A 20,438-nucleotide genomic window follows, 5' to 3' on the forward strand; every position below is an offset into this window, starting at 1 on the left:
TCGCCGGAAAGTAAAATCCATTCTGCTCGGCGGTGGGCCGCTCGGTGACCGCCGAGCCCTCTAGGCGCGCGTCAGCGTCTCTGCCAGGAACGGCAAGGAGAGTGCGAGGACCTCGTCGGGTGTCTGGGCGTGCGGGTAGTGCCCGGCACCCTCGATGACCGCCAGTTCGCCACGTCCGCGGGGCAGGTCGGCGATGACCTTCTCGCCCTCGGCGCGGGGGTCCGCCCAGTCGGGGTCGGCGCTGCCCATGATGACCAGGACCGGGCAGGTGATGTTGGCCAGCTGCGCACCGGCGTCGGCGGGGCTGGTCTTGCACATGGCCTGGAGGACCTTCATCCGGCCGGGTTCGCGCAGCTTGGCCTCGATGCGGGCGAGTTCGGCGTCCCAGTCGGCGGGCTTGGCCGGCACCGCCAGGTCGAGGTACTTCTTCCAGCTCTCCAGGCTGCCGCCGACCATGACCTTCGCGAGTTGGGTGTAGCCCGCGCGGAAGTGCTTGACGCGCAACAGTCCTGCGAGATCGAGGGACTGCGCGCGCGTGAACGGCGCGAGCTCGATGACACCGGTGATCACGTCGGGTGCGGTGGCGGCGGCGATGGTCGCGGCACCACCGCTGATCGACTGGCCGATGATCACGGCCGGGCCGCCGAGGTGGCGGGCGACGGCGACCAGGTCGGAAGCGATGTCGGTGCGGGTGTAGCCGTTCCAGCCCAGGCTCGAGTCACCGCAACCGCGGATGTCGACGTTCGCGACCCGGTATCCCCGCGCGGCCAGGGCGGGGGCGAGGAAGCGGTAGGAGTGGCGGCTGTCGCCGATGCCGTGGGCCAGCACGACGAGCGGGCCCTGCCCGGTCACGTCGTAGGCGATGGTGTTTCCGGCGATGTTCAGGTACTCGGTCATGCCGTCCTCCGGGTGAAAGCTAATCGTGTTAGCCTTAAGCTAAAGTGATTAGCTAACCCTGTCAAGGGGCGCGGCCGGCGGCGCGGTGAACGCTGTCGCGGCGCGCCTGACCGGGCGAGCCTGAGATGATCGACGGTGCGGGGCCGCCCGCGCGTCCCGGCGAAGTGGTGATCCTCATGCTGACCTTTCCCACGCCGACCGCCCGTGCCTAGGGCGGGCCTCGTTCCGGCCGCGGTCATCGCGGCCGGCGCGCAACTGGCCGACGAGGTCGGCTTCGAAGCGCTGACCATGGGGCTGCTGGCCGAACGGGTCGGCGTGCGCACTCCCTCGCTCTACCGGCACGTCGAGTCCCTGGACGCCCTCCGTCGCGGCATCGCCCTGCAGGCCCAGCGCGAACTCGGCGAGGTGGCGGCCAGGGCGGCCGTCGGCAAAGCGGGTCCGGACGCGATCCACGCCTTCGCCGACGCCTACCGCCGCTGGGTCATCGCGCACCCCGGTCGCTACACGGCCACCGTTCGCGCACCCGCGGCCGACGACGAGGAAGGCCGCCGCGTCAGTGACGACTCGCTGCGAGCCCTGTTCGCCATCCTCGCCGGACTCGGCCTGCGCGACGCCGACGCGATCGACGCCGCCCGCGCGCTGCGATCGGCGGTCCACGGTTTCGCGAGCCTGGAGAGCGCCGGTGGCTTCGGTCTGCCCCGTGACGTCGACGCCAGCTACCGCGTGCTGATCGAAGTCTTGATCGCGGGACTGGAGCAGAGGGCCGTGCCGCCAGCCGGGAGTTCCTGATCGCCGGATCAGCGGAGACCGGACGTGGGAGTCGGTTCCAGCCGCACCGTGGACTCGGCCCCGCCCAGCAGTGCCGACACCGTGTCGACGACTGTGGCGCACCGGGGGTGGCCGTGGACGGCGTCCAGGACCCGTTCGCGGTCCGCGTCGTCCTCGAAGCGCCGGATCCAGACGAAGCTGTCCTCGTCGCCGGCCACGGTGAAGGAGCCGACCACGGTCATGCCCATCTCCCGGTGCAGGGGGATGACGGTCTCGTCCATGTACAGCGCCAGTTCGGTGCCGAGGCCGGCGCGGGCGTGTTCTGTCCGGATCTCGTAGAACATCGAGTTCTCCTCGTCGGCCGTCACGATGGTGGTGCCGAGCGTTGGGCGGCGAGTGCGTAGACGTCCGGGGACCCTTCCCACGGGCAGGAGCGCCGCACGGCCCAGTGGGTGATCAGCCAGCGGCCGCCGAGCTTGTGCAGCTTCAGCTGCCAGTACCCGCGCATGGTGCAGTGGTCGACGACACCGGGGTCCGCGGGGACGTGGTGGTAGGCGACCACGTGTGCGCGGCACTCGGCGTCGTCGCCCGACAGGCGCACGTCCAGGTTCGAGGTGGCGTGATGGGTGCAGTCGAAGCCGGTGAGGGTGCTGCTCGCCAGCGCGACCAGGTCGGTGGCCGCCATGGTGGCCGGTGGTGTGCCGAAGTGGTGGGTGGACAGGTCCAGCAGCACTTCGTCGGCGAGCAGCCGGCGCAGCGCGGCCCAGTCCCTGTCGTCCTGGCTGTGGGCGAGGCCGGCGACGACATCGGCGACGGCCGCGCGGTCGGCCAGTTCCTCGAGTGCGCTCACGCCCGCACCTCTGGGCGTTCGACCAGCGGCAGCACCAGGCGGCTGGGATGCGCCGGTCCGTGGTGGACCCGGTTGACGGCGACGGCCAGGGCGTCCTCGGTGGCGATGGTGCCGCCGGTGTTGGTGTTGCGGTCGTATCGGGGGAAGTTGCTGCTGGAGACCTCGAGCCGGATGCGGTGTCCCGCGAGGAAGACGTTCGAGGTGACGCCTGTGTCGATGGTCAGTTCGTACACCGTGCCCGGTTCCAGGAGCGCCGGCTCGCTGAGGGAGTCGCGGTAGCGGGCGCGCTGGATGCCTTCGCACAGCAGGATCGCCCTGCCGTCGGGGTGCACGTCGACGAGCTTGCCGGTGAAGTCGGTGTCCGGCGCCGAACTGGACACGTGGAGCACCAGGGTGACGTGCCCGGTCACCTCGACCGGGCGCTCGAGGACGTCGGTGGTGAAGCACAGCACGTCGTCCCGTGCTTCGACCGCGGCCTGGTCGGCCGGACCGGGGTGGTCACCGGACGCGCCGGCCAGCACCGTGCCGCCCAGCGTGGGAACAGGGCGGCGCGGGTCGTAGAGGAAGGTGTCCGTCGCCTCCGTCCGCACGCCGTCGCGTGTCAGGACTCCGTCGCCCGTGGCGGTGTTGGCGCGGCCGTCGCCCGCGAGGAAGAAGTCGGTGTGGGCGGTGCCGGGCAGCGGCCAGTCCTCCTCGTCGCGCCACCGGTCGATGCCCATGACGAAGATCCGGACGCGGTGGACGTCGTCGGGAGTGTCCGTCCGGCCGCGGACCCAGCGGTCGAAGAACCTCAGGTGCTCGTCGGTGACCTCGGCGGCCTTGATGCTGCCCGCGAGTCCGAACGACCGGTCGGGGAACGTGCCGAGGTCGGCGCCGTCGGGGTGCGCCCAGGGACCGACGACGAGCCGCTGGCCGTCACGGGCCGCGGCGCTGCCGCCGTGCTCGCGCATCATCCGGTACGACCGGATGGTCTCGCCGATGAACACGTCGTACCAGCCGCCGATCTGGAGTGCCGGGACGGTGATGCCGCCGCAGTGGCCGATCGGGGCGACCTCCTGCCAGAACGCGTCGTGTTCAGGATGGCCGAGCACTTCACCGAACCACGGAAGGTTGCGTGTCACGGCGTCCCGCCCGGAGAGCGGCAACGGATCGTGCAACAGCCGAGGATCGTCCACACCGGACAGGAGCTGCCGCGCGCCGGCAGGGTCACCGCGGCCGTCGGCGAGATCGCGGCGCAGGTTGCGCAGCGCGGAAAGCGTGCTCCACGTGAGCAGGGTGTCCTGGGACAACGCGCCGCCGGGCGAGTACCACGGCGCGCGGTACAGATCGGCGGAGCTCATCACGGGTGCGATCGCGCGCAGCGCCGGTGAGGCGTGCACGGCGGCGAGCCACTGCGTGAAGCCCATGTAGGAACCGCCCCACATGCCGACCGTGCCGTCACACCACGGTTGCCCGGTCAACCACGTCAAGGTGTCGGCACCGTCACGGCTTTCGTGAACGCCCGGCACGAACGCCCCGGATGACCGGGAAGTCCCGCGGACGTCCTGTGCCACCACCGCGTATCCGGCTGCCACGAACGCGAACACGTCCGGCAGCTTCGGGTTGCCGTACGTTCCGGCGTCGTCCTTGCCGTAGGGAGTGCGAATCAGCAGAACGGGGAAGGGACCTGGGCCTTCGGGGAGCCACACGTTCGTGGCGAGGGCGATGCCGTCGCGCATCGGCACGGTCACGTCCACGTCGACGGAGAACCTCATGCCCGCACCTGGACCTGGCCGGCGTTCTGGGGCGTGATCATCCAGTGGCTGAACGCGGCGTAGTGCCGCGCGAACTCCTGTGGTGTGGGAGCGTGCTCAACCGCCGCGGACAGTTCCGCGACGCGCGCGTACCGCGGAATCCGGTCGGCCTGGTAGGCCGCCAGTACGGTGGGCACGTCGCCGGTCACGGCAAGCAGGTCGCCGAGCAGCGCGGCGTCCTCGATGCCCAGCGTCGCACCGGCGGTGATGTGCGGCGACATCGCGTGCGCCGCGTCTCCGGCCAGCGCGACCCGCGCGGAGACCCAGCGCGGCAGTGGCGGTACGAGCATGATCTGGTTGTGCAGGATCAGTTCTTCCGGCGTCGCGCCGATCAGCCGGGCCAGAACGCCGTCCTGGCCGTCCTCCAGGTGGAGGGTGCGCTCCAACGCCTGCTGCTTGCGGGTACCGGTCAGCGGTGGTGACTTGAACTGGTTCACCAGCCAGTAGACGCTGCCGTCGTAGGTGCGCACGTACCCACCCCGGCACCCGTTGGTGCCCAGGATCAGCCGGTTCCCCTCGACGTCGATGCCGTCGGCCGGCACGACCGCGCGCCAGACCTGATGGCCGCGGTGTTCCTGTGCCGGACTGCCCGGCACGAGTCGCGAGCGCACCGCCGAGTACGCCCCGTCCGCTCCGACGAGCACGTCGGCCTCCGTGCTGCCGCCGTCGGCCGACTGGACGGTGACGCCGTCAGCGTGTTCCTCGTAGCCGTGGAACCCCGTGCTGAGGCGGATGTTCTCGCGTCCCACGGCATCGGCGAGCAGATCGTTCAGCTTCGCGCGGTGCACCAACAGGTACCGGTGGTCCTCGACGCCGAACTCCGGGGTCTCGAGCAGACGCCCGGCGGGGTCGTGGAAGTACATCTCGCTGGGTTTGCCGATGGCGCGCACCTGCTCGCCGACGCCCAGCTCGTCGAACACCGCCAGCGCGTTCGCCCAGAGTCCCAGCCCGGCTCCGGCCGCGCGGATCTCCGGCGCCTGCTCGCAGATCACCACGTCGAACCCCGCCCGGCGCAGGGCGATTCCCGTCGTCAGCCCGACGATTCCGGCGCCGATCACCACAGCCCGCGTCACAGTCGTTCCCTCGTCATGTGCTTGTCCTCCAACGATTTCTTCCTGTTCTCGACAGTAGGAGGAGCGCCGGATTAACTCCAGTGCAACTCTGGCAAGGAAGAATTGCGGATGTGATAATCGGCGAGTGGACTACATCGATCTGAATCTGATCGAGGCGTTGGACGCGTTGCTCGCCGAGAACAGCGTGACCAAGGCGGCCGCCCGGCTGCACACCTCGGCGCCGGCGATGAGCCGTGCCCTGGCCCGGTTGCGCCGGACCTTCGACGACCCGCTGCTGGTGCGGGCGGGGCGCGACCTCGTGCCCACCCCGCGGGCGCTGGAACTGCGCGGCGAGGTGCACGCGATCGCCACCAGGGCCCGAGCGCTGTTCGCGCCGTCCACCACCGCCGATCCGCGAACCGCGGTGCGCATGTTCGACCTGCAGGTCACCGACATGCTCTCCACGACCTTCATCCCCTCACTCATCGACGACCTCCGCGAGCAGGCGCCCGGCATCTCGTTGCGCCTGCGGCCGGAGAGCCTCGAGGACACCCCCGCCCTGCGAGAAGGCCTGGTGGACCTGGAGATCGGCAGCATCCGTCCCGGCGACTCGGAGATCCACTCGGAAGCGCTCGTCACCGAGACGCTGATCGCCGCGGTGCGTCCAGGCCACCCACTCGCGAAGGCGAGGACCGTGACGCCGCAACGGTTCGCCGCCGCCGACCACATAGTCGTGTCGCGGCGCGGCCGGGCCAGGGGTCCGATCGACGAGCGACTGGCAGAGCGGGGACTGAGCCGACGGGTGGTGGCCGTGGTGCCGACGTTCGCGAGCGCGCTGTTCCTCGCCTCGGAGACCGATGTCGTCTGCATCGCCCCGGCCAGGCTGGCGCAGCGGATGCTGGACACGTTGGGACTCCGTGCGTTCCCGATCCCTCTCGCACTGCCGTCGGTGACCGTCGGCATGGCGTGGCATCCGCGCAACCACCACGACCGCACGCACCAACTGCTGCGCGAACGCGCCCGTCACATCATGGCCATCGCCGCCGAGGGCGTCAGTCGGTGACAGCGCCCTGCGCGGCGGGGCTCCCGCGGTGGTGCAGGCGGCGCACGACCTCGATGAACCCGGTCACCACGAACGCGAGACCGACGCCGACGGCGATCGCCAGGAGCGTGTTCTCCTGGAACAGAACGCCGCCGAGATAGCCGGTGAGCGCGGTGTAGGCGCTCCAGGAAGCGGTGGCGAACGCGACGAACAGCACGTACCTGCCGAGCGGGAAGCCGACGAGCCCGGTGGACAGGGTGGCCAGGTAACGCCCGACCGGGATGAAGCGCGTGGTCACCAGGACGAAGCCGCCGCGGGCGTCGAGCTCACGGGTGAACCAGTCGTGCGCCGCGCGGCGTTTGGTGCCAGGCGGGAGACGCTTGAGCAAGCGAGTGCCGAACAGGCGTCCTGCCGCGTACGGGACCAGGTCGCCGAGGAAGGCGCCGAGCGTCGTGGCGGCGATGACGAGCACGATGCCGGTCTGCCCGGTCGCGGCGTAGACGCCCGCGACGATCACGACGGGCTCACTCGGGATCAGGGGGAGGAAGGAGTCCAGGAAGGACACCGCGATCAGCACGGCGTACAGCCACGGCGAGGAGATGAGCGACTCGGCGAGCCCCATCCAGTCGATCACGAATGATCCCTTCGTGAATGGTCGTGAGGTACGACGACGGTCGCCGATGTGCGCGCGTTGATTCTCGAACACGAAATCGTGCTTTTCTGGCGCTATCTGGTAATGGCGATCGCGATGAGCTTTCCCTTTGAAACTAGGCAGGGAGCGAGGTGGCGACAAGTGCGTTCTCGGCAATGACGTGTTCGCCCTGGCGCAATCGGGGCGGTCATCAGGTCACCGCCGCCACCTGCTCCGCCCGCTCAGCCGCTGACCGAGGCCGAGAAGTTGTCGACCGCCAGGCCGACGCCACCGTTCCACGGCTCGAACCCGGCCTGGATGCTGGTCAGGTACCAGGAGTTCGTGATCGCACCGCGGGCGCGCACGTCGTTGACGAAGTCGAGCACGCTGAACGACCAGGAGTTGATCGGTGACGGCGCGACGTAGGAGATGACGTTGTTGGAACCGTTGCTGCCGCGCCACACCTGCCAGCTGCGTCCGCCGACGTTCGCCGTGCCGACCGCGCTGCCGATGGGCTGGATCGAGCCCTGGCGGTTGAACCAGATCATGATCTCCATCTGGTTCACGCCGTTGGTCTTCGGCGTGGGATCGAGCCAGATGTCGTAGGAGGCGTTGTAGGTGCCGCCGCTGTACCGGTAGTTGATGGACGACGTGGCGCTGCGGATTCGGCTGACCTGCATCGGCAGGGTGGAGCCGGGGGAGCAGTTCGTGTAGTGGCAGCCGAGGAAGGCCGACGGATAGGACACCGGCGCTCCGTTGGTCGGGGACGAGCCCTGCTGGCTGGTGATCTGAAAGCCGGATGAAGTGACGTTGACGCACTGCTGGGCCGAGGTGCCCCACCGGTTGTTCTGCACCACGTAACGGCCCTGGATGGTGGTTGATCCGTACTGGTCGCAGATTGTCACGTCGGCGTGAGCAGGGCCTGCTGTCGCGACGAAGGTGCTCGCCACCAGCAAGCCGGCAGCAGCCACTGCGCGGATGGTTTTTCGCATGACGACTCCAATGACAGGGTTATGGGAGCGCTCCCAGGGTATCGTCGAATGGGTGCGTGCAGTGCCGGCGGAATGAAAGCGGCTGGTCATGCGCGGCTTTTTTGGTCAGGCGAGCCGTCGAATGCCGCGTCGAATCGACGGAAATGCTCGGCCGGGAAGGTGCGTGAGGGAGATCAGCCCTGCCGGCCGCGGTTCACGAGCTTGCGCTGGGTCCGGCGGCCTTGCGCCACCATGAACGGAATCGCGCGCAGCCCGAAGCGCGGGAAAGTGTCGGCCAGCCTGGCCAGTGCGCCGCGCCACCGCGGGATGGCGGTGACCGGTTTCGGTTTGTCGAGCACGGCCGCGACCGCGGCGGCGACGTCGGCGGGCTGGAGCAGCGTGCCGGAGAACGACAGCGCGGCAGCCGGATCGTCGAGCTTGTCGTAGAGCATCGGCGTCCAGATGCCGTCCGGGCAGACGCACGAGATGGCGATGTCCTGAACGCCCGCCTGGCGGAGATCGGCGAGGGTGCTGAGGCTGAAGCCGATGGCCGCGTGCTTGGAGGCGGCGTACACCGCTTCGCCCACGACGGCCGTGATGCCCGCGAGGGACACGACGTTCACGACGTGCCCGCCGCCGTGGCCGCGCATGGCCTGGATCGCGGCGACCGTTCCGTTGATGGTCCCCAGGGCGTTGACCTCGACCATCAGCCTGCGGGTGGCGGCGTCCTGCTCCCACGCGGGCCCGGTCACCAGGACCCCCGCGTTGTTGACCCAGACATCGAGCCGGCCCGCACGGGCGAGGATGTCGTCGCGCGCCGCCTGCACGGCCGCGTCGTCGCGCACGTCGAGCACCCGCGCGATCGCGCCGATCTCGGTGGCCGTCGCGGTCGCGGTGGCCTCGTCGACGTCCGTGACCAGCACCGTGTAGCCGCGTTCGACCAGCATCCGCGCGACCAGCTTGCCCACACCGCGCCCGGCGCCGGTCACGACCGCGCCTGCTTTCGCCGTCATGCCAGGAGTATCGCGCCCTTTCGCGCTGTCGATCTACCCCGGCGACGTCAGGTGGAGTGCCACGTCACGGCGGTGCCGATGGTCGCGCGAGTGGTGCGGAAGCCGTTGGCCGGATGCGCCGTGTCGGGATGTCCGAACGAGACTCCGACGACGACGCGCCGGGAGTCCGGAAGCCCGAAGTGGTCCCGCAGGAAGCCGGAGTACCCCGCGAGCGCGGCCTGGGGCGCCGTGGCGAGGCCGAGGCTCTGTGCGGCGAGCAGGAACGAGTTGAGGTAGAGGCCGCAGTCGATCGCGCCGTAGACGCCGAGGTCGGCCTCGGTGGTGATGATCGCGACGTGCGGTGCGTCGAACAGCTCGAAGTTGCGCAGCATCTGCCGGGCCGTGCCCTGGTGATCGCCGCGTTCGATGCCGAGGCTGGTGTAGAGCTGCTTGCCGCACTCCCGCCGGCGTTCCTGGTAGACGCCCGTGTACTGGGTGGGAAAGGGGAAGTCCGGCTGGCCGGGATTGGTCCGCAGGTGCTCGAGCAGCCGAGTGCGCATCCGGTCCGTCGCGGCGCCTTCGGTGACGATCACGTGCCACGGCTGGGTGTTGCACCAGGACGGGGTGCGCTGGGCGAGTGCGAGCACCTGCTCGATGGTGTCCCTCGGAACCGGCTCTGGCAGGAACTGGCGGCAGGTCCACCTGTCGGCGAGCAGTTGGCCCAGCGCCTCGTGCGGGTCTGGGGGCGTGACGGCGGCCGCGCTCACGGGAACCTCCAAGGTGGTCTCTTTTCGAGACTGACGCTAACACGAAGTGGTCTCGAAAAGAGACCACCTTCGGTAGGGTCGGGGGCATGCGGTACGAACAGCTCGCCGACCTGCCCTGCTCGATCACCCGCCCGCTGGTGGTGCTGGGGGACAGGTGGACGTTGCTGATCTTGAAGGAGGCGTTCGCGGGCGTGCGGCGCTTCAACGCGTTCCAGGGCAACCTGGGAATCCCGCGCAGCCGCCTGCAGGACCGGCTCGGACGGCTGGTGGATCACGGGATCCTGGTGCGGCAGCAGGCAGTCGACGGGGACCACGCCGAGTACCGGCTCAGCCGCAAGGGGCACGACCTCTACCCGATCCTGATGGCGATCAAGGACTGGGGCGACGCCCACATGGCGCCCGACGGGCCACCGGTGCACTACCGGCACCGCGACTGCGCCGGCGAGGCACGGGTCACCCTGGCGTGCGACTGCTGCGGAGACCGAATGACGGCGCACGACGTCCTGCCCGAGGCCGGTCCCGGTCTTCTGGCTCAGGTCGACGCGGGTGCGCAGGCCACCGGAAGCCTGGCCGAGCAGCCGAGCTACGAGTAGTCGATGTCCAGGTTGGCGAAGGCCTTGGACTGGAACAGCGCCTTGCCGTCCTTCTTGAACGGGTTGCCGCAGTCGACGAACACGACGTTCGCCAGTTCCGGGCAGTCCAGCAGCGCCTCGACGTTCGCGATCCTCTTCGAGTTCAGGACGGTCAGCTGGACCAGGCCGGGCAGCGACTGGAACACGGTGCAGTCGATCTCGGCGCGGATCCCGTTGAGGCGCACCGCTTCCAGCGTCGGGATCGCGGCGAGCCGGGCCACCGGGAAGTCACGTCCGGTGCCGGCGATCTCCAGCACGCGCAGCGGCGCCACCAGGTGGCCGACGAAGTCGACGTTCTTCAGGTCCACCAGCTCGAGGTGCCGCAGCGCCGGGAGGCCCTCGAGCTGACGCAGCACCGCGTCGTCGCCGGTCACGTTCGTGCGGAGGAACTCGAGCGGCGGCAGCGGGTCGACCACCTGGGGCAGCCTCGGCGTGGTGTGGGAGCTGACCCACATCAGCGCCCGCAGCCCCGGCACGGCGGTGTCCGCGAGCGGGACCGAGGGGACCTGACCGTCGTCGTTGCCGATCACGAGCGACGTCAGCGCGGGGGACGTCAGATGTGCCACGAGCGGCGCGGGCAGCGTCAGCGACTCCAGGTTCACCAGGTCCGGCAGGTAGGCGGGCAGCACCGCCCTCCGCAACTGGGCCGCCGTCGGGCACAGGGCCAGGCTGCGGATCCGCGCCATGTCCTCAGGCCGCGGCGAGCGTCCCCAGGGGATCCGGACGGCGCCGTCCTCCGTGTAGTGGTCGCACTCGGCGGCGTTGCCGACGCAGAAGACCCCGTCACCGTCGATGGGGCCGAGGTACCGCGCCCGGCTCGTGCCGAAGAGGTCGACACCCGTCCTGCCGGGCATCATCCAGCCTCCCCGTCTCCTGGCAGCCTCGTTAGGCTTTGATCGGCTCACCATCCTGCCTGGGGGAACAGTGCACCGTTTCGCGGCCAGTCCTGCCCTCGCGCGGCTCGAGTGGATTCTCGACGGCCTGGACGGGAGGCCCGGCTGGGGAGCTGACGCGCCCGACGTGCTCGCGCCCGCGTTCACCGCCGTCGTCACGCCCGAGAGGTACGTCGAGGTCACCCGCGGTCGAGCTGCCGGCTACGCGCCGGTCGTCGTGGTCGGTCTCGACGTCGGCGAGACCACCGCGCGGGCGCGGATCCGCCGTCACGACGGCTCCGTCGACGTCGTTTCCTGCGTCGTAGAGGCCGCACGGCCGCATCGAATCGCCACCACGTGGGTCGCCGGACTGGTGCCGACCGATCTGACGCCGAGGTTGCCGGCCGATTTCACCGGCCACGACCTGCCTTCCGCCGCCGCGGATGCTCGGCTGGTCGTGTTCTCCGGGGTGCCCGGCAGCGGGAAGAGCACCCTGGCCGACGCGGCCGGCGCCGAGCTGGGGATCCCGGTCTTCGCCACCGACTGGCTGCTCGGCGCGCTGACCCCGTTCGGCGGTCGCCACTTCGAGGCTCCACTGGAGATGGCCGAAGAGGTGCTGACCACGCTCGCTCTCCGGCAACTCGTCGCCGGACAGTCCGTCATCCTCGATCATCCGACCGAACAGGTCGCGACCAGGGAGCGCTGGCGCAGCCTGGCCCGCAGGACCGGTGCGGAGTTCCGCGTGGTGGTGTGCCACTGCTCCGACCCGCGAGTCCACCGCGCCAGGCTCGAAGACCGCAGCCGCGGCATCGCCGGCTGGCACGACTCGGGCGACTGGCACACCGTGCGGCAGCGACTGGCGAGCTTTCCCCCGTGGGCAGGGGAGGCGCTCTCGCTGGACACCGTTCAGCCACGTGAGCGGTCCCTTGCCGCGGTCATGCGGCACATCACCGCCTGACGGCGTCAGCCCGCTCGTCCACGCGGTGCCCATCGGGGGGTAACGACAGACCCTCCCTCTTTCCGGCAGGGCGCCTACGCTGGGGTTATGGGCCAGATCGACCACCGCGCCGAGGTCCGCGAGTTCCTCCGCTCGCGGCGGGCGCGCATCACGCCCGAGCAGGCCGGGTTGCCCGCGTACGGCGGCAACCGGCGGGTCACGGGGCTGCGCCGCGAAGAGGTGGCCATGCTCGCCGGCGTGTCCATCGACTACTACGTGCGCATGGAGCGGGGGAACCTCTCCGGCGCGTCGGACGGCGTGCTGGACGGAGTGGCCCGTGCGCTGCAGCTCGACGAGGCAGAACGCGAGCACCTCTTCGCGCTGGCCAAGGCGGCGGAACCGGGCGAGCGCCGCCGCACGCCTCCGACGACGGTGCGTCCCGTCGTGCAGCAGGTGCTGGACGCGATCACCGACGCCCCTGCCTGGGTGCGCAACGGCCGCCACGACATCGTGGCGACGAACCGCCTGGGCCGGGCTCTCTACGCCCCGGTGCTGGCGGATCCACGCCGTCCGGCCAACACGACGCGGTTCGTCTACCTCGACCCGGCCGCGCGGGAGTTCTTCGTCGACTGGGACCGCGTCGCCAACGACGCCGCCGCGATGCTGCGGCTGGAGGCCGGGCGCAACCCGCACGACCGCAAGCTGATCGAGCTGGTCGGTGAGCTGTCGACCCGCAGCGACGTCTTCCGCTCGCGCTGGGCGTCGCACGACGTGCAGTACCACCGCAGTGGCCAGAAGCGGCTGCGCCACCCGGTCGTCGGACAGCTCGACCTGAGCTTCGAGTCGATGGAACTGCCCTCCGAGCCCGGCCTGACCCTCAACGTCTACACCGCGGCGGCGGGCACCCCGGCCGCGGACGGTCTCCGGATGCTCGCGAGCTGGGCCGCCACCCTGGACGTCGAGACCACCTCCTGAGAGGTTCTGCCATTACCCGCAAAGGCAGGCACTGCCGCGCGCCAGGCCGTCGGCGTTTGATCGAAACAGACCAGGGAAGCCGCCCGAGAGCGGCCGACCGACCACGACGGGAAGAGGCTCATGAAGGCGACGTTGATCTACGGTGCCGGCGACGTGCGAGTGGAGACCGTGCCGGACCCGAAGCTGCACGAATCGACCGACGCGATCGTGCGCGTGCTCCGTTCCTGCGTGTGCGGCAGTGACCTGTGGCCCTTCCAGGCCAAGCCGGCACAGGAGCACGGTGACCGGATCGGCCACGAGTTCCTCGGTGTGGTCGAGGAGACCGGCTCCGACGTCACCGGCCTGAAGGCGGGCGACGTGGTGGTGGCGCCGTTCGTGTGGGCGGACAACACCTGCGACTTCTGCCGCGAGGGCCTGCAGACCTCCTGCCGGCACGGCGGGGGATGGGGCGCTCCGGGTGTCGACGGCGGCCAGGGCGAGGCCGTGCGCGTGCCGCAGGCCGCGGGCACGCTGGTCAAGCTGCCCGTCGGTGAGGACTCCGCCCTGCTGCCCTCACTGCTCACGTTGTCGGACGTGTTCCCGACCGGCCACCACTGCGCCGTCACCGCCGGCGTGAACCCCCGCACCACGGTCACGGTGATCGGGGACGGAGCCGTCGGACTGTCCGCCGTGCTGGCGGCCAAGCGCCTCGGTGCTGAGCAGATCATCCTCATGGGCCGCCACACCGACCGCACCGACCTCGGCCGCGACTTCGGAGCCACCGACGTCGTCGCCGAACGCGGTCAGGAAGGCGTCGAGCGGATCCGGGAGCTCACCGGCGGCGACGGCACCCACGTGGTGCTGGAGTGCGTGGGCCTCAAGCCCGCGATCGAGACCGCGTTCGGCATCGTCCGCGACGGCGGCACCATCAGCCGCGTCGGCGTGCCCCAGTACCCGGACGTGCCCGCGGACTTCGGCGTGTTCTTCCGCAACATCACCCTCACCGGCGGGGTCGCACCCGCGCGCGCCTACATCGAGGAGCTCCTGCCCGACATCCTCGACGGCAGCGTCGAACCCGGCCGCGTCTTCGACCGCACCGTCGCGCTCGAGGACGTCGCCTCCGGCTACCAGGCGATGGCCGACCGCACCGCGCTGAAGGTCCTGATCCAGCCATGACCACCTGGACCTCGGAAGAACTCGACAAGATCGGCGCCGCCGAAGAACTGCAGCTCGCCTCACTGCGCAAGGACGACACGCTGCGGCCGTACGTGACCATGTGGGTCGTCCGCACCGGCGATGACCTCTACGTGCGCAGCGCCCACGGCCCGGACAACCCCTGGTACCGCAACGCCACGGCGGCGGGAGCCGGACGCGTCCGGGCAGGCGGAGTCGAGCGCGACGTCACCTTCGCCGACGCGGCCCCGGACGTGCACGCCGGCGTCGACGAGGCCTACCACGCCAAGTACGACCGCTACGGGCCCGCCATCGTCGGCACCGTCGTCGGCGCCGAGGCGATCCCGGTCACCATCCGCCTCCTCCCGCGCTGAGAATCCAGAAAGGACGGACCTGTGGAGCAGCGACCGCTGGGACGCACCGGCATCTCGGTCAGCACCCTGTGCCTGGGCACCATGATGTTCGGTGACTGGGGCACCAAGGACCACGACGAGAGCATCAAGACCATTCACCGCGCGCTGGACGCCGGCATCACGTTCGTCGACACCGCCGACGTCTACTCGCAGGGCGAATCCGAGGTCATCGTCGGCAAAGCCCTCAAGGGCCGCCGCGACGACGTCGTGCTGGCGACGAAGTTCTTCATGCCCATGGACGACGACCCCAACCACCGCGGCGCGTCCCGCCGCTGGATCACCACCGCGGTCGAGAACTCGTTGCGGCGCCTGGACGTCGACCACATCGACCTCTACCAGATGCACCGCTGGGATCCGTCGGTAGACCTGGACGAGACCCTGGGTGCGCTCACCGACCTGGTCCGCGCGGGCAAGATCCTCTACTTCGGACACTCCACGTTCCCGGCGTCCACGATCGTCGAGGCGCAGCACATCGCCCGTGACCGCGGCCGCGAACGGTTCGTCACCGAGCAGCCCACCTACTCGATCCTGACCCGCGGCATCGAGAACGAGGTGCTGCCCGTCTGCCAGCGCTACGGCATGGGCGTGCTGTCCTACAGCCCGCTCGCAGGCGGCTGGCTCACCGGCCGGTACCGCGAGGACGACCAGACCGGCCCGACGTCACCGGCCCGCAAGCGGCTGGCGAACCGGTTCGACCTGGCGCTGCCCGAGAACCAGCGCAAGCTCGACGCCGCCGCCGGGCTGGCCCGGCTCGCCGACGAGGCGGGCATCAGCCTGATCGAGATGGCGATCGCGTTCGTCCTGCGCCACCCGGCCATCACGAGCGCGATCATCGGTCCGCGCACCCTGGACCACCTGGAGTCGCAGCTGACCGCGGCCGACGTCGTGCTGCCCGACGACGTCCTGGACAGGATCGACCAGATCGTGGCACCCGGTGTCACCCTCAACCCCGCCGACAACGGCTGGGCCAGCCCGTCCCTGCAGCCGGCAGCCCGTCGTCGTTGAGGAGCACCCGAGCGGGTGGTGACGGCGGCAGGACGGCCTTCCCGGCGCTGGTGAGGTGCTGGATCAGCCGTCCACGACGGGGACGTTGAAAGCACCACGGACACCACCTGACACAATGGACGAATGGCACTGGGTTACGTCCTCGCTGTGCTGGCGACCCTGGCGTCAGGCAGTGGCTCGATCCTGGAGTCGATGGGTGTCCGGCGTGCCGGCGCGTACGGCGGAAGGTCCCTCGACCTCATCGCTCTCCGGCGTCAGTGGCTGTACTTCCTCGGCCTCGGGGTCGACATGCTGGGATTCGCCGCCGCCGCGGCGGCGTTGCATCGGCTCCCGTTGTTCCTCGTCCAGTCGATGCTCGCGTTCAGCGTCGGCGTGACCGCCACGATCAGCGCCTTCATGGGCTCCCGCCTGCGTGCGCAGGGATGGGTCGCGCTGGCCGTCGGCGCGATCGGCCTGGTGCTGCTGGGCGTGTCCGCGGAGCCGGGCCCCGCGCAGACGCTGCCGACGCAGTGGCGCTGGATCCTGGTGGCCGCGGCGATCCCGGTGGCGGTGATCGCCATCTACGCCCGGCGCCACAAGCACGTCTGGGCGTCGGTGGCACTGGCCTTCGGCGCCGGTATCGCCTACAGCGTCGTCGGCATCTCGGCACGGACGCTCGAGCTCCCGGACACCGCGTGGCGACTCGTCCTGGAACCGGCGGCCTGGTCCATCGTCGTCAACGGACTCATCGCGGCGGTGCTGTTCGCGATGGCGCTGCAGAAGGGCGGCCCGACCGGGGTCACCGCGATCATGTTCACCACCAACACGGCGCTGTCGTCCTTCGTCGGACTGATCTACCTCGACGACCACGTCCGCGACGGATACGTGACCGCCGCGGCCATCGGGTTCGTCCTGGCGATCGTCGGAGCGATCGCCGTCGCCCACTACGCGGCCGACACCCGGCAGAAGGATCTCGCGACGACGCCGGCCTGAGGCCGTCGCAAACCGTTCTTGAACGCCCTCAGGACCTGCTCGGCCGGCGCAGGTGCCTGCCGATCCGGTCGAACTCGGCCGTCATCTCCGGGGACGCGAGGAAGTCGTCCAGGCGCGCGGAGACCTCGTAGTCGACCGCTTCCAGCGACCGGATCGCCAGTTGCACGACGAACTCGGGGTCGCGGTCGACGAGGAAGCCGGTCCAGTGCTCCAGGGCCTCCAGCGCCCAGAGCACCTGCGGGTCCATGTCGCCGTCGGACGGCGTGCCCTCGTCGATCGTGTCCAGCCACGCCCGGAGCCGGTCGGGCGTGCTGCCCGCCGGGTCCGTGCGCGCCTGTTCGAACGCCTGCTGGGCGTCGTCGTCGAACTCGGCGCCCGCCGCGTCCGTGAGGTCGTCGCCCGTGGTCAGCCGTACCACGGTCTCCGCGCCGAACCGGTGGCGCTGCTCGTCGCCGGCGGCCGTGACCAGTTCGCGAACGGCCTGTTCCACCTCGCTGTAGTGCACGGCGTCATCCAACCAGCCCGGCGTCAGCCTCGAGCGAGTCCTCCACGGCTACGAGGGGAACAGCTTCCAGTGCCCCTCGGAGACGACCTCGACGGTGCCGCCGGTCACCTTGACGGCCGTCTGGTCGTCGATCGCGTACGCCGGACCCGCGATCTCGGCAGCCCATCTCTCGGCGGCGGCCATGGTGTTGTCCGGCTCGAGACCCAGGTGCGGGAAGATCGAGAAATCGACGACCCCGAGGGTGCTGTCGCCCCCATCGGGTGATGTCCAGTCGACGAACTCGTCACCGACTCGGGGGGTCATCACCATGCTCCCGGCACTGAGCCCCACCCAGACGGTGTCCTGCAGCGACGGCAGGAGGTCCGCCAGCCCGGACTGCCGCATCCAGTGGCACAGGTACATCGCGTCGCCGCCGCCCACCAGCAGGACGTCGGCCTCCCGCACCCAGGGGACCCAGCGGTCTTCGCCGACGCTGGGCAACGCTGTCAGCTCCAGGACGCCCAGCGACTTCCACCCCAGGTCGCACATGGGCAGAGGCGTCTCGCCGGTGATGAAGCGCCAGGCCGAGGCCGGCCCGCCCCAGGGGCTGCCGTACGTCGCCGTGGGGATGCACAGAGCACTGGAGTCCTCGATCGGCCTGCCGAGCAGGTCGACCAGCGCGTCGCGGATGCTCGGGTTCGTGACGCCTGCGGACGTGAGAAGAAGCCTCACGCTTGCCTCCTGTACGTAGCCGTCGCTCTGCTCGAGAGTCGTGAGATCGGGTCCATGGGAAGACAGACTGGACACCGCGGCGAAACTCATCGCCGGTGCGATCCCAAGCCTCGCACGCACACCGCCTGGCCGCGTCCAGGCGGTGATATTCGATCGCTGCCACCCGGTCCTCTGCGGCAGCATGAGGAAGCCGACGTGTCCGGAGGGGGGTGGGATGGTCGTGCCAGGATCGGAAAGGCCTGTTCGCAAGAACGCGGTGCCGCTCGCTCTGCGCTTGTACGGAAAAGAATTGCGGCGCCACGGTTTCATGTCCGCGGGCGCGCTCGTGTTACCCGCCCTGGGCGTCACGTGCGCGCTCTATCTCGCGCCGTTGGCGGTGGGCGGGCTCGTGGGAAGGCTTGCGGGTGGTGGCGGCACGAGCCTCGGCGCCGTCCTGCCGTACGTGCTGGCCTTCGGCGGTTTCATGCTGCTCTCGGAACTGTTGTGGCGCATCGGCCTGCACTGCCTCAACCGCGTGGACGGCCGCGGGATCGAGAACCTGTCCGCCCTCGCGATGGACGAGCTGCTGGGGAAGGACGCGGCGTTCTTCCACGACAACTTCGCCGGGTCGCTCACCAAACGGGTGCTGGGCTTCGCGTTCCGCTTCGAGGACTTCGTGGACTCGCTGGCGTTCAAGATCTTCGCCAACCTCATCCCGCTGGGTTTCGCGAGCGTCGTGCTGTGGAGCTACCACCCGATGCTCGTCGCGGTGCTGGTCGGCCTGATCCTGGTCACGGGATGTGTGGTCGCGCCGCTCATCCGCCACCGCCAGCGGCTGGTCGACCAGCGCGAGGCCGCCATCGCCCAGGTGTCCGGGCACGTCTCGGACACGCTCACGAACATGGAGACGGTGCGGGCGTTCGCCGCCGAGCGGCGCGAGGGCGCGGAGCACCGGACCCGTGCCGCCAAGCAGCGAACGCTGGCACTGCGGTCGTGGGACTACAACAACCTGCGCATCGACACCGTGATCGCGCCGCTGTCCGTGCTCACCAACGTGCTCGGCCTCGTGGTCGCGATCGGGGTCAGCGACGGGCTCGGCGTGGAGGCGATCGTGGTGACGTTCGCCTACTTCGGGAACGCGACGCGGATCATGTTCGAGTTCAACCAGATCTACCGGCAGGTGGAGAGCGCGCTCACCGAGGCGGCCCAGTTCACCGAACTGCTGCTCGACCCGCCGACCGTGCTCGACCTGTCGCACCCGGAACCGTTGCGCGTGAAGGACTCCCAGGTCCGGTTCGAGAACGTCGTGTTCACGCACGGCGGCGCCGAGCCGCTGTTCGACGGGCTCGACCTGGACATCCCCGCGGGCACGCGGATAGGGCTCGTCGGCCGCTCCGGCGGCGGCAAGACCACGCTCACCCGGCTGCTCCTGCGGCTGATGGACGTCGATCGGGGCCGCGTCCTCATCGGCGGCCAGGACATCGCCCGCCTGAGTCAGGCCGACCTGCGCGGCCTGATCGGGTACGTGCCCCAGGACCCGGCCATGTTCCACCGGACGCTGCGCGAGAACATCGCGTTCGCACGGCCAGGCGCGACCGACGCCGAGATCCACCGCGCCGCGCAGGCCGCGCACGTGACGGAGTTCGCGGACGCGCTGCCCGACGGGTTCGACACGATGGTCGGCGAACGCGGCATCAAGCTGTCGGGCGGACAGCGGCAGCGGGTCGCGCTGGCCCGCGCCATCCTGCGTGACGCGCCGATCCTGCTGCTGGACGAGGCGACCAGCGCGCTGGACTCGGAGAGCGAGGTGCTGGTCCAGGAGGCGCTGTGGCGGCTCATGGAGGGCCGCACCGCGATCGTCGTGGCACACCGGTTGAGCACGGTCGTGCGGATGGATCGGCTGATCGTGCTCGACCGGGGCCGGATCGTCGAACAGGGCACCCACGCGGAACTGCTCGACGCCGAGGGGACGTACGCGAAGCTGTGGCGGCACCAGTCCGGCGGCTTCCTCGACGAGGCGGTCAGCACTCGGTGAGAACGGTCAGGCCCAGGTCCAGTCGCGGATCTCGGGCATGTCCTCGCCGTGCTCGCGGATCCAGTTGTGGTGGCGGGTGCGCTGGTCCTGCATGTGCTGGCGCAGCCGGGCCGCTTTGGGGCCGAGGCCGGGGACGCGGTCGATGACGTCGATGACGAGGCGGTAGCGGTCCATGTCGTTGAGCACCAGCATGTCGAACGGCGTGGTCGTGGTCCCTTCTTCTTTGTAGCCGCGGACGTGCAGGTTGGTGCGGCGGTGGATCAGCCACGGGTAGCCGTGGTAAGCGAAAATCATCGGCCTGTCGGCGGTGAACAGCGCGTCGAACTCGCGGTCCGGCATGCCGTGCGGGTGTTCGGTGTCGGGCTGCAGGCGCATCAGGCCGCCGTGGCCGGGGCCGGTCACGAACAGCATGTCGAGGTCACGCTCCCGGATGATCCGGTTGAGGTGCGCGTAGAGGAAGTTCAGGCCCGGATCGATCACGGGACAG

Annotated in this window: 23 protein-coding genes; 10 read left to right on the forward strand and 13 right to left on the reverse strand. The window is 70.0% G+C overall.

Translation table 11 applies throughout. The features are described 5' to 3' along the window. Positions 1-60: 60 nt before the first annotated feature. Complete coding sequence (locus ACIQF0_RS11435; protein WP_401027556.1) at positions 61-897, reverse strand: alpha/beta fold hydrolase; 837 nt, start codon at positions 895-897, stop codon at positions 61-63. 204 nt (positions 898-1,101) lie between these two features. On the opposite strand from ACIQF0_RS11435, the gene ACIQF0_RS11440 reads away from it, so the two are divergent. Next, positions 1,102-1,686: a TetR/AcrR family transcriptional regulator gene (locus tag ACIQF0_RS11440; protein WP_401027559.1), complete on the forward strand. Its 585-nt coding sequence runs from the start codon at positions 1,102-1,104 to the stop codon at positions 1,684-1,686. An 8-nt stretch (positions 1,687-1,694) separates the two neighbouring features. On the opposite strand, the gene ACIQF0_RS11445 is transcribed toward ACIQF0_RS11440, so the two are convergent. Genes ACIQF0_RS11445 through ACIQF0_RS11460 form a run of 4 tightly spaced genes read right to left on the reverse strand, consistent with a single transcriptional unit; the run spans position 1,695 to position 5,381 of the window. Beyond that, on the reverse strand, positions 1,695-2,033 hold the full coding sequence (locus tag ACIQF0_RS11445; protein WP_401027562.1) for an NIPSNAP family protein: 339 nt from the start codon (positions 2,031-2,033) through the stop codon (positions 1,695-1,697). Further along, positions 2,030-2,515 carry a nuclear transport factor 2 family protein gene (locus ACIQF0_RS11450; RefSeq protein WP_401027565.1) on the reverse strand — a complete coding sequence of 162 codons (486 nt, stop codon included), beginning with the start codon at positions 2,513-2,515 and terminating at the stop codon, positions 2,030-2,032. Before ACIQF0_RS11450 ends, ACIQF0_RS11445 begins: the two co-directional genes overlap by 4 nt. After that, a complete protein-coding gene (locus ACIQF0_RS11455) occupies positions 2,512-4,269 on the reverse strand; it encodes a CocE/NonD family hydrolase (protein ID WP_401027568.1) in 1,758 nt (585 codons plus the stop codon). Before ACIQF0_RS11455 ends, ACIQF0_RS11450 begins: the two co-directional genes overlap by 4 nt. Further along, on the reverse strand, positions 4,266-5,381 hold the full coding sequence (locus tag ACIQF0_RS11460; protein WP_401027571.1) for an FAD-dependent monooxygenase: 1,116 nt from the start codon (positions 5,379-5,381) through the stop codon (positions 4,266-4,268). Before ACIQF0_RS11460 ends, ACIQF0_RS11455 begins: the two co-directional genes overlap by 4 nt. A gap of 133 nt (positions 5,382-5,514) precedes the next feature. Here ACIQF0_RS11460 and ACIQF0_RS11465 point away from each other — a divergent pair, with 133 nt between their 5' ends. Beyond that, positions 5,515-6,423: a LysR family transcriptional regulator gene (locus ACIQF0_RS11465; protein ID WP_401027793.1), complete on the forward strand. Its 909-nt coding sequence runs from the start codon at positions 5,515-5,517 to the stop codon at positions 6,421-6,423. On the opposite strand, the gene ACIQF0_RS11470 is transcribed toward ACIQF0_RS11465, so the two are convergent. From ACIQF0_RS11470 to ACIQF0_RS11485, 4 genes are all read right to left on the reverse strand, one after another. Further along, positions 6,413-7,036: a DedA family protein gene (locus tag ACIQF0_RS11470; protein ID WP_401027573.1), complete on the reverse strand. Its 624-nt coding sequence runs from the start codon at positions 7,034-7,036 to the stop codon at positions 6,413-6,415. The two genes, ACIQF0_RS11465 and ACIQF0_RS11470, sit on opposite strands and share 11 nt — an antisense overlap. Positions 7,037-7,275: 239 nt before the next feature. Further along, positions 7,276-8,004, reverse strand: a complete 729-nt coding sequence (locus tag ACIQF0_RS11475) for a glycoside hydrolase (RefSeq protein WP_401027576.1) — start codon at positions 8,002-8,004, stop codon at positions 7,276-7,278. Between the two features lie 194 nt (positions 8,005-8,198). Next, positions 8,199-9,017, reverse strand: a complete 819-nt coding sequence (locus ACIQF0_RS11480) for an SDR family oxidoreductase (protein ID WP_401027579.1) — start codon at positions 9,015-9,017, stop codon at positions 8,199-8,201. Positions 9,018-9,064: 47 nt separating this feature from the next. After that, positions 9,065-9,775: a nitroreductase gene (locus ACIQF0_RS11485; RefSeq protein ID WP_401027582.1), complete on the reverse strand. Its 711-nt coding sequence runs from the start codon at positions 9,773-9,775 to the stop codon at positions 9,065-9,067. A gap of 74 nt (positions 9,776-9,849) precedes the next feature. Between ACIQF0_RS11485 and ACIQF0_RS11490 the strand changes: the two genes are divergently transcribed. After that, a complete protein-coding gene (locus ACIQF0_RS11490) occupies positions 9,850-10,356 on the forward strand; it encodes a winged helix-turn-helix transcriptional regulator (RefSeq protein ID WP_401027584.1) in 507 nt (168 codons plus the stop codon). Here ACIQF0_RS11490 and ACIQF0_RS11495 read toward each other — a convergent pair. Beyond that, positions 10,347-11,252 (reverse strand): hypothetical protein, encoded by a 906-nt coding sequence (locus ACIQF0_RS11495; RefSeq protein ID WP_401027587.1) that lies wholly within the window; start codon positions 11,250-11,252, stop codon positions 10,347-10,349. The two genes, ACIQF0_RS11490 and ACIQF0_RS11495, sit on opposite strands and share 10 nt — an antisense overlap. A gap of 67 nt (positions 11,253-11,319) precedes the next feature. On the opposite strand from ACIQF0_RS11495, the gene ACIQF0_RS11500 reads away from it, so the two are divergent. The 6 genes from ACIQF0_RS11500 to ACIQF0_RS11525 all read left to right on the forward strand — a co-directional run bounded on the left by ACIQF0_RS11500 (position 11,320) and on the right by ACIQF0_RS11525 (position 16,721). Beyond that, positions 11,320-12,225, forward strand: a complete 906-nt coding sequence (locus ACIQF0_RS11500; RefSeq protein WP_401027589.1) for an AAA family ATPase — start codon at positions 11,320-11,322, stop codon at positions 12,223-12,225. 87 nt (positions 12,226-12,312) lie between these two features. Beyond that, positions 12,313-13,179 carry a helix-turn-helix transcriptional regulator gene (locus ACIQF0_RS11505; RefSeq protein ID WP_401027592.1) on the forward strand — a complete coding sequence of 289 codons (867 nt, stop codon included), beginning with the start codon at positions 12,313-12,315 and terminating at the stop codon, positions 13,177-13,179. A 120-nt stretch (positions 13,180-13,299) separates the two neighbouring features. Further along, positions 13,300-14,334, forward strand: coding sequence for a zinc-dependent alcohol dehydrogenase family protein (locus tag ACIQF0_RS11510; RefSeq protein WP_401027595.1), 1,035 nt, complete (start codon positions 13,300-13,302; stop codon positions 14,332-14,334). After that, on the forward strand, positions 14,331-14,705 hold the full coding sequence (locus ACIQF0_RS11515; protein ID WP_401027598.1) for a DUF2255 family protein: 375 nt from the start codon (positions 14,331-14,333) through the stop codon (positions 14,703-14,705). Before ACIQF0_RS11510 ends, ACIQF0_RS11515 begins: the two co-directional genes overlap by 4 nt. Before the next feature lie 21 nt (positions 14,706-14,726). Continuing rightward, positions 14,727-15,749 (forward strand): aldo/keto reductase, encoded by a 1,023-nt coding sequence (locus ACIQF0_RS11520; RefSeq protein ID WP_401027601.1) that lies wholly within the window; start codon positions 14,727-14,729, stop codon positions 15,747-15,749. 123 nt (positions 15,750-15,872) lie between these two features. Next, positions 15,873-16,721 (forward strand): hypothetical protein, encoded by an 849-nt coding sequence (locus tag ACIQF0_RS11525; protein ID WP_401027604.1) that lies wholly within the window; start codon positions 15,873-15,875, stop codon positions 16,719-16,721. 28 nt (positions 16,722-16,749) lie between these two features. Here ACIQF0_RS11525 and ACIQF0_RS11530 read toward each other — a convergent pair whose 3' ends face one another. Both ACIQF0_RS11530 and ACIQF0_RS11535 read right to left on the reverse strand, forming a co-directional pair. Then, positions 16,750-17,226 (reverse strand): hypothetical protein, encoded by a 477-nt coding sequence (locus tag ACIQF0_RS11530; protein WP_401027606.1) that lies wholly within the window; start codon positions 17,224-17,226, stop codon positions 16,750-16,752. A 48-nt stretch (positions 17,227-17,274) separates the two neighbouring features. Beyond that, positions 17,275-17,937 carry a Type 1 glutamine amidotransferase-like domain-containing protein gene (locus ACIQF0_RS11535; protein ID WP_401027609.1) on the reverse strand — a complete coding sequence of 221 codons (663 nt, stop codon included), beginning with the start codon at positions 17,935-17,937 and terminating at the stop codon, positions 17,275-17,277. 214 nt (positions 17,938-18,151) lie between these two features. Between ACIQF0_RS11535 and ACIQF0_RS11540 the strand changes: the two genes are divergently transcribed. Next, on the forward strand, positions 18,152-19,951 hold the full coding sequence (locus tag ACIQF0_RS11540; protein ID WP_401027612.1) for an ABC transporter ATP-binding protein: 1,800 nt from the start codon (positions 18,152-18,154) through the stop codon (positions 19,949-19,951). A gap of 6 nt (positions 19,952-19,957) precedes the next feature. Here the strand turns inward: ACIQF0_RS11540 and ACIQF0_RS11545 are convergent, their stop codons facing one another. Continuing rightward, complete coding sequence (locus tag ACIQF0_RS11545) at positions 19,958-20,431, reverse strand: hypothetical protein (protein ID WP_401027795.1); 474 nt, start codon at positions 20,429-20,431, stop codon at positions 19,958-19,960. Positions 20,432-20,438: the final 7 nt, after the last annotated feature.

Source organism: Lentzea sp. NPDC092896 (assembly GCF_044754905.1).
GTDB lineage: Bacteria > Actinomycetota > Actinomycetes > Mycobacteriales > Pseudonocardiaceae > Lentzea.

What these genes read in the sequence shown, in the direction of transcription:
- ACIQF0_RS11455 (WP_401027568.1), bottom strand. Translation starts at nt 4,269, where the DNA reads ATGAGGTTCTCCGTCGACGTGGACGTGACCGTGCCGATGCGCGACGGC.
- ACIQF0_RS11435 (WP_401027556.1), bottom strand. Translation starts at nt 897, where the DNA reads ATGACCGAGTACCTGAACATCGCCGGAAACACCATCGCCTACGACGTG.
- ACIQF0_RS11540 (WP_401027612.1), top strand. Translation starts at nt 18,152, where the DNA reads ATGGTCGTGCCAGGATCGGAAAGGCCTGTTCGCAAGAACGCGGTGCCG.
- ACIQF0_RS11510 (WP_401027595.1), top strand. Translation starts at nt 13,300, where the DNA reads ATGAAGGCGACGTTGATCTACGGTGCCGGCGACGTGCGAGTGGAGACC.
- ACIQF0_RS11480 (WP_401027579.1), bottom strand. Translation starts at nt 9,017, where the DNA reads ATGACGGCGAAAGCAGGCGCGGTCGTGACCGGCGCCGGGCGCGGTGTG.
- ACIQF0_RS11525 (WP_401027604.1), top strand. Translation starts at nt 15,873, where the DNA reads ATGGCACTGGGTTACGTCCTCGCTGTGCTGGCGACCCTGGCGTCAGGC.
- ACIQF0_RS11505 (WP_401027592.1), top strand. Translation starts at nt 12,313, where the DNA reads ATGGGCCAGATCGACCACCGCGCCGAGGTCCGCGAGTTCCTCCGCTCG.
- ACIQF0_RS11490 (WP_401027584.1), top strand. Translation starts at nt 9,850, where the DNA reads ATGCGGTACGAACAGCTCGCCGACCTGCCCTGCTCGATCACCCGCCCG.
- ACIQF0_RS11495 (WP_401027587.1), bottom strand. Translation starts at nt 11,252, where the DNA reads ATGATGCCCGGCAGGACGGGTGTCGACCTCTTCGGCACGAGCCGGGCG.
- ACIQF0_RS11515 (WP_401027598.1), top strand. Translation starts at nt 14,331, where the DNA reads ATGACCACCTGGACCTCGGAAGAACTCGACAAGATCGGCGCCGCCGAA.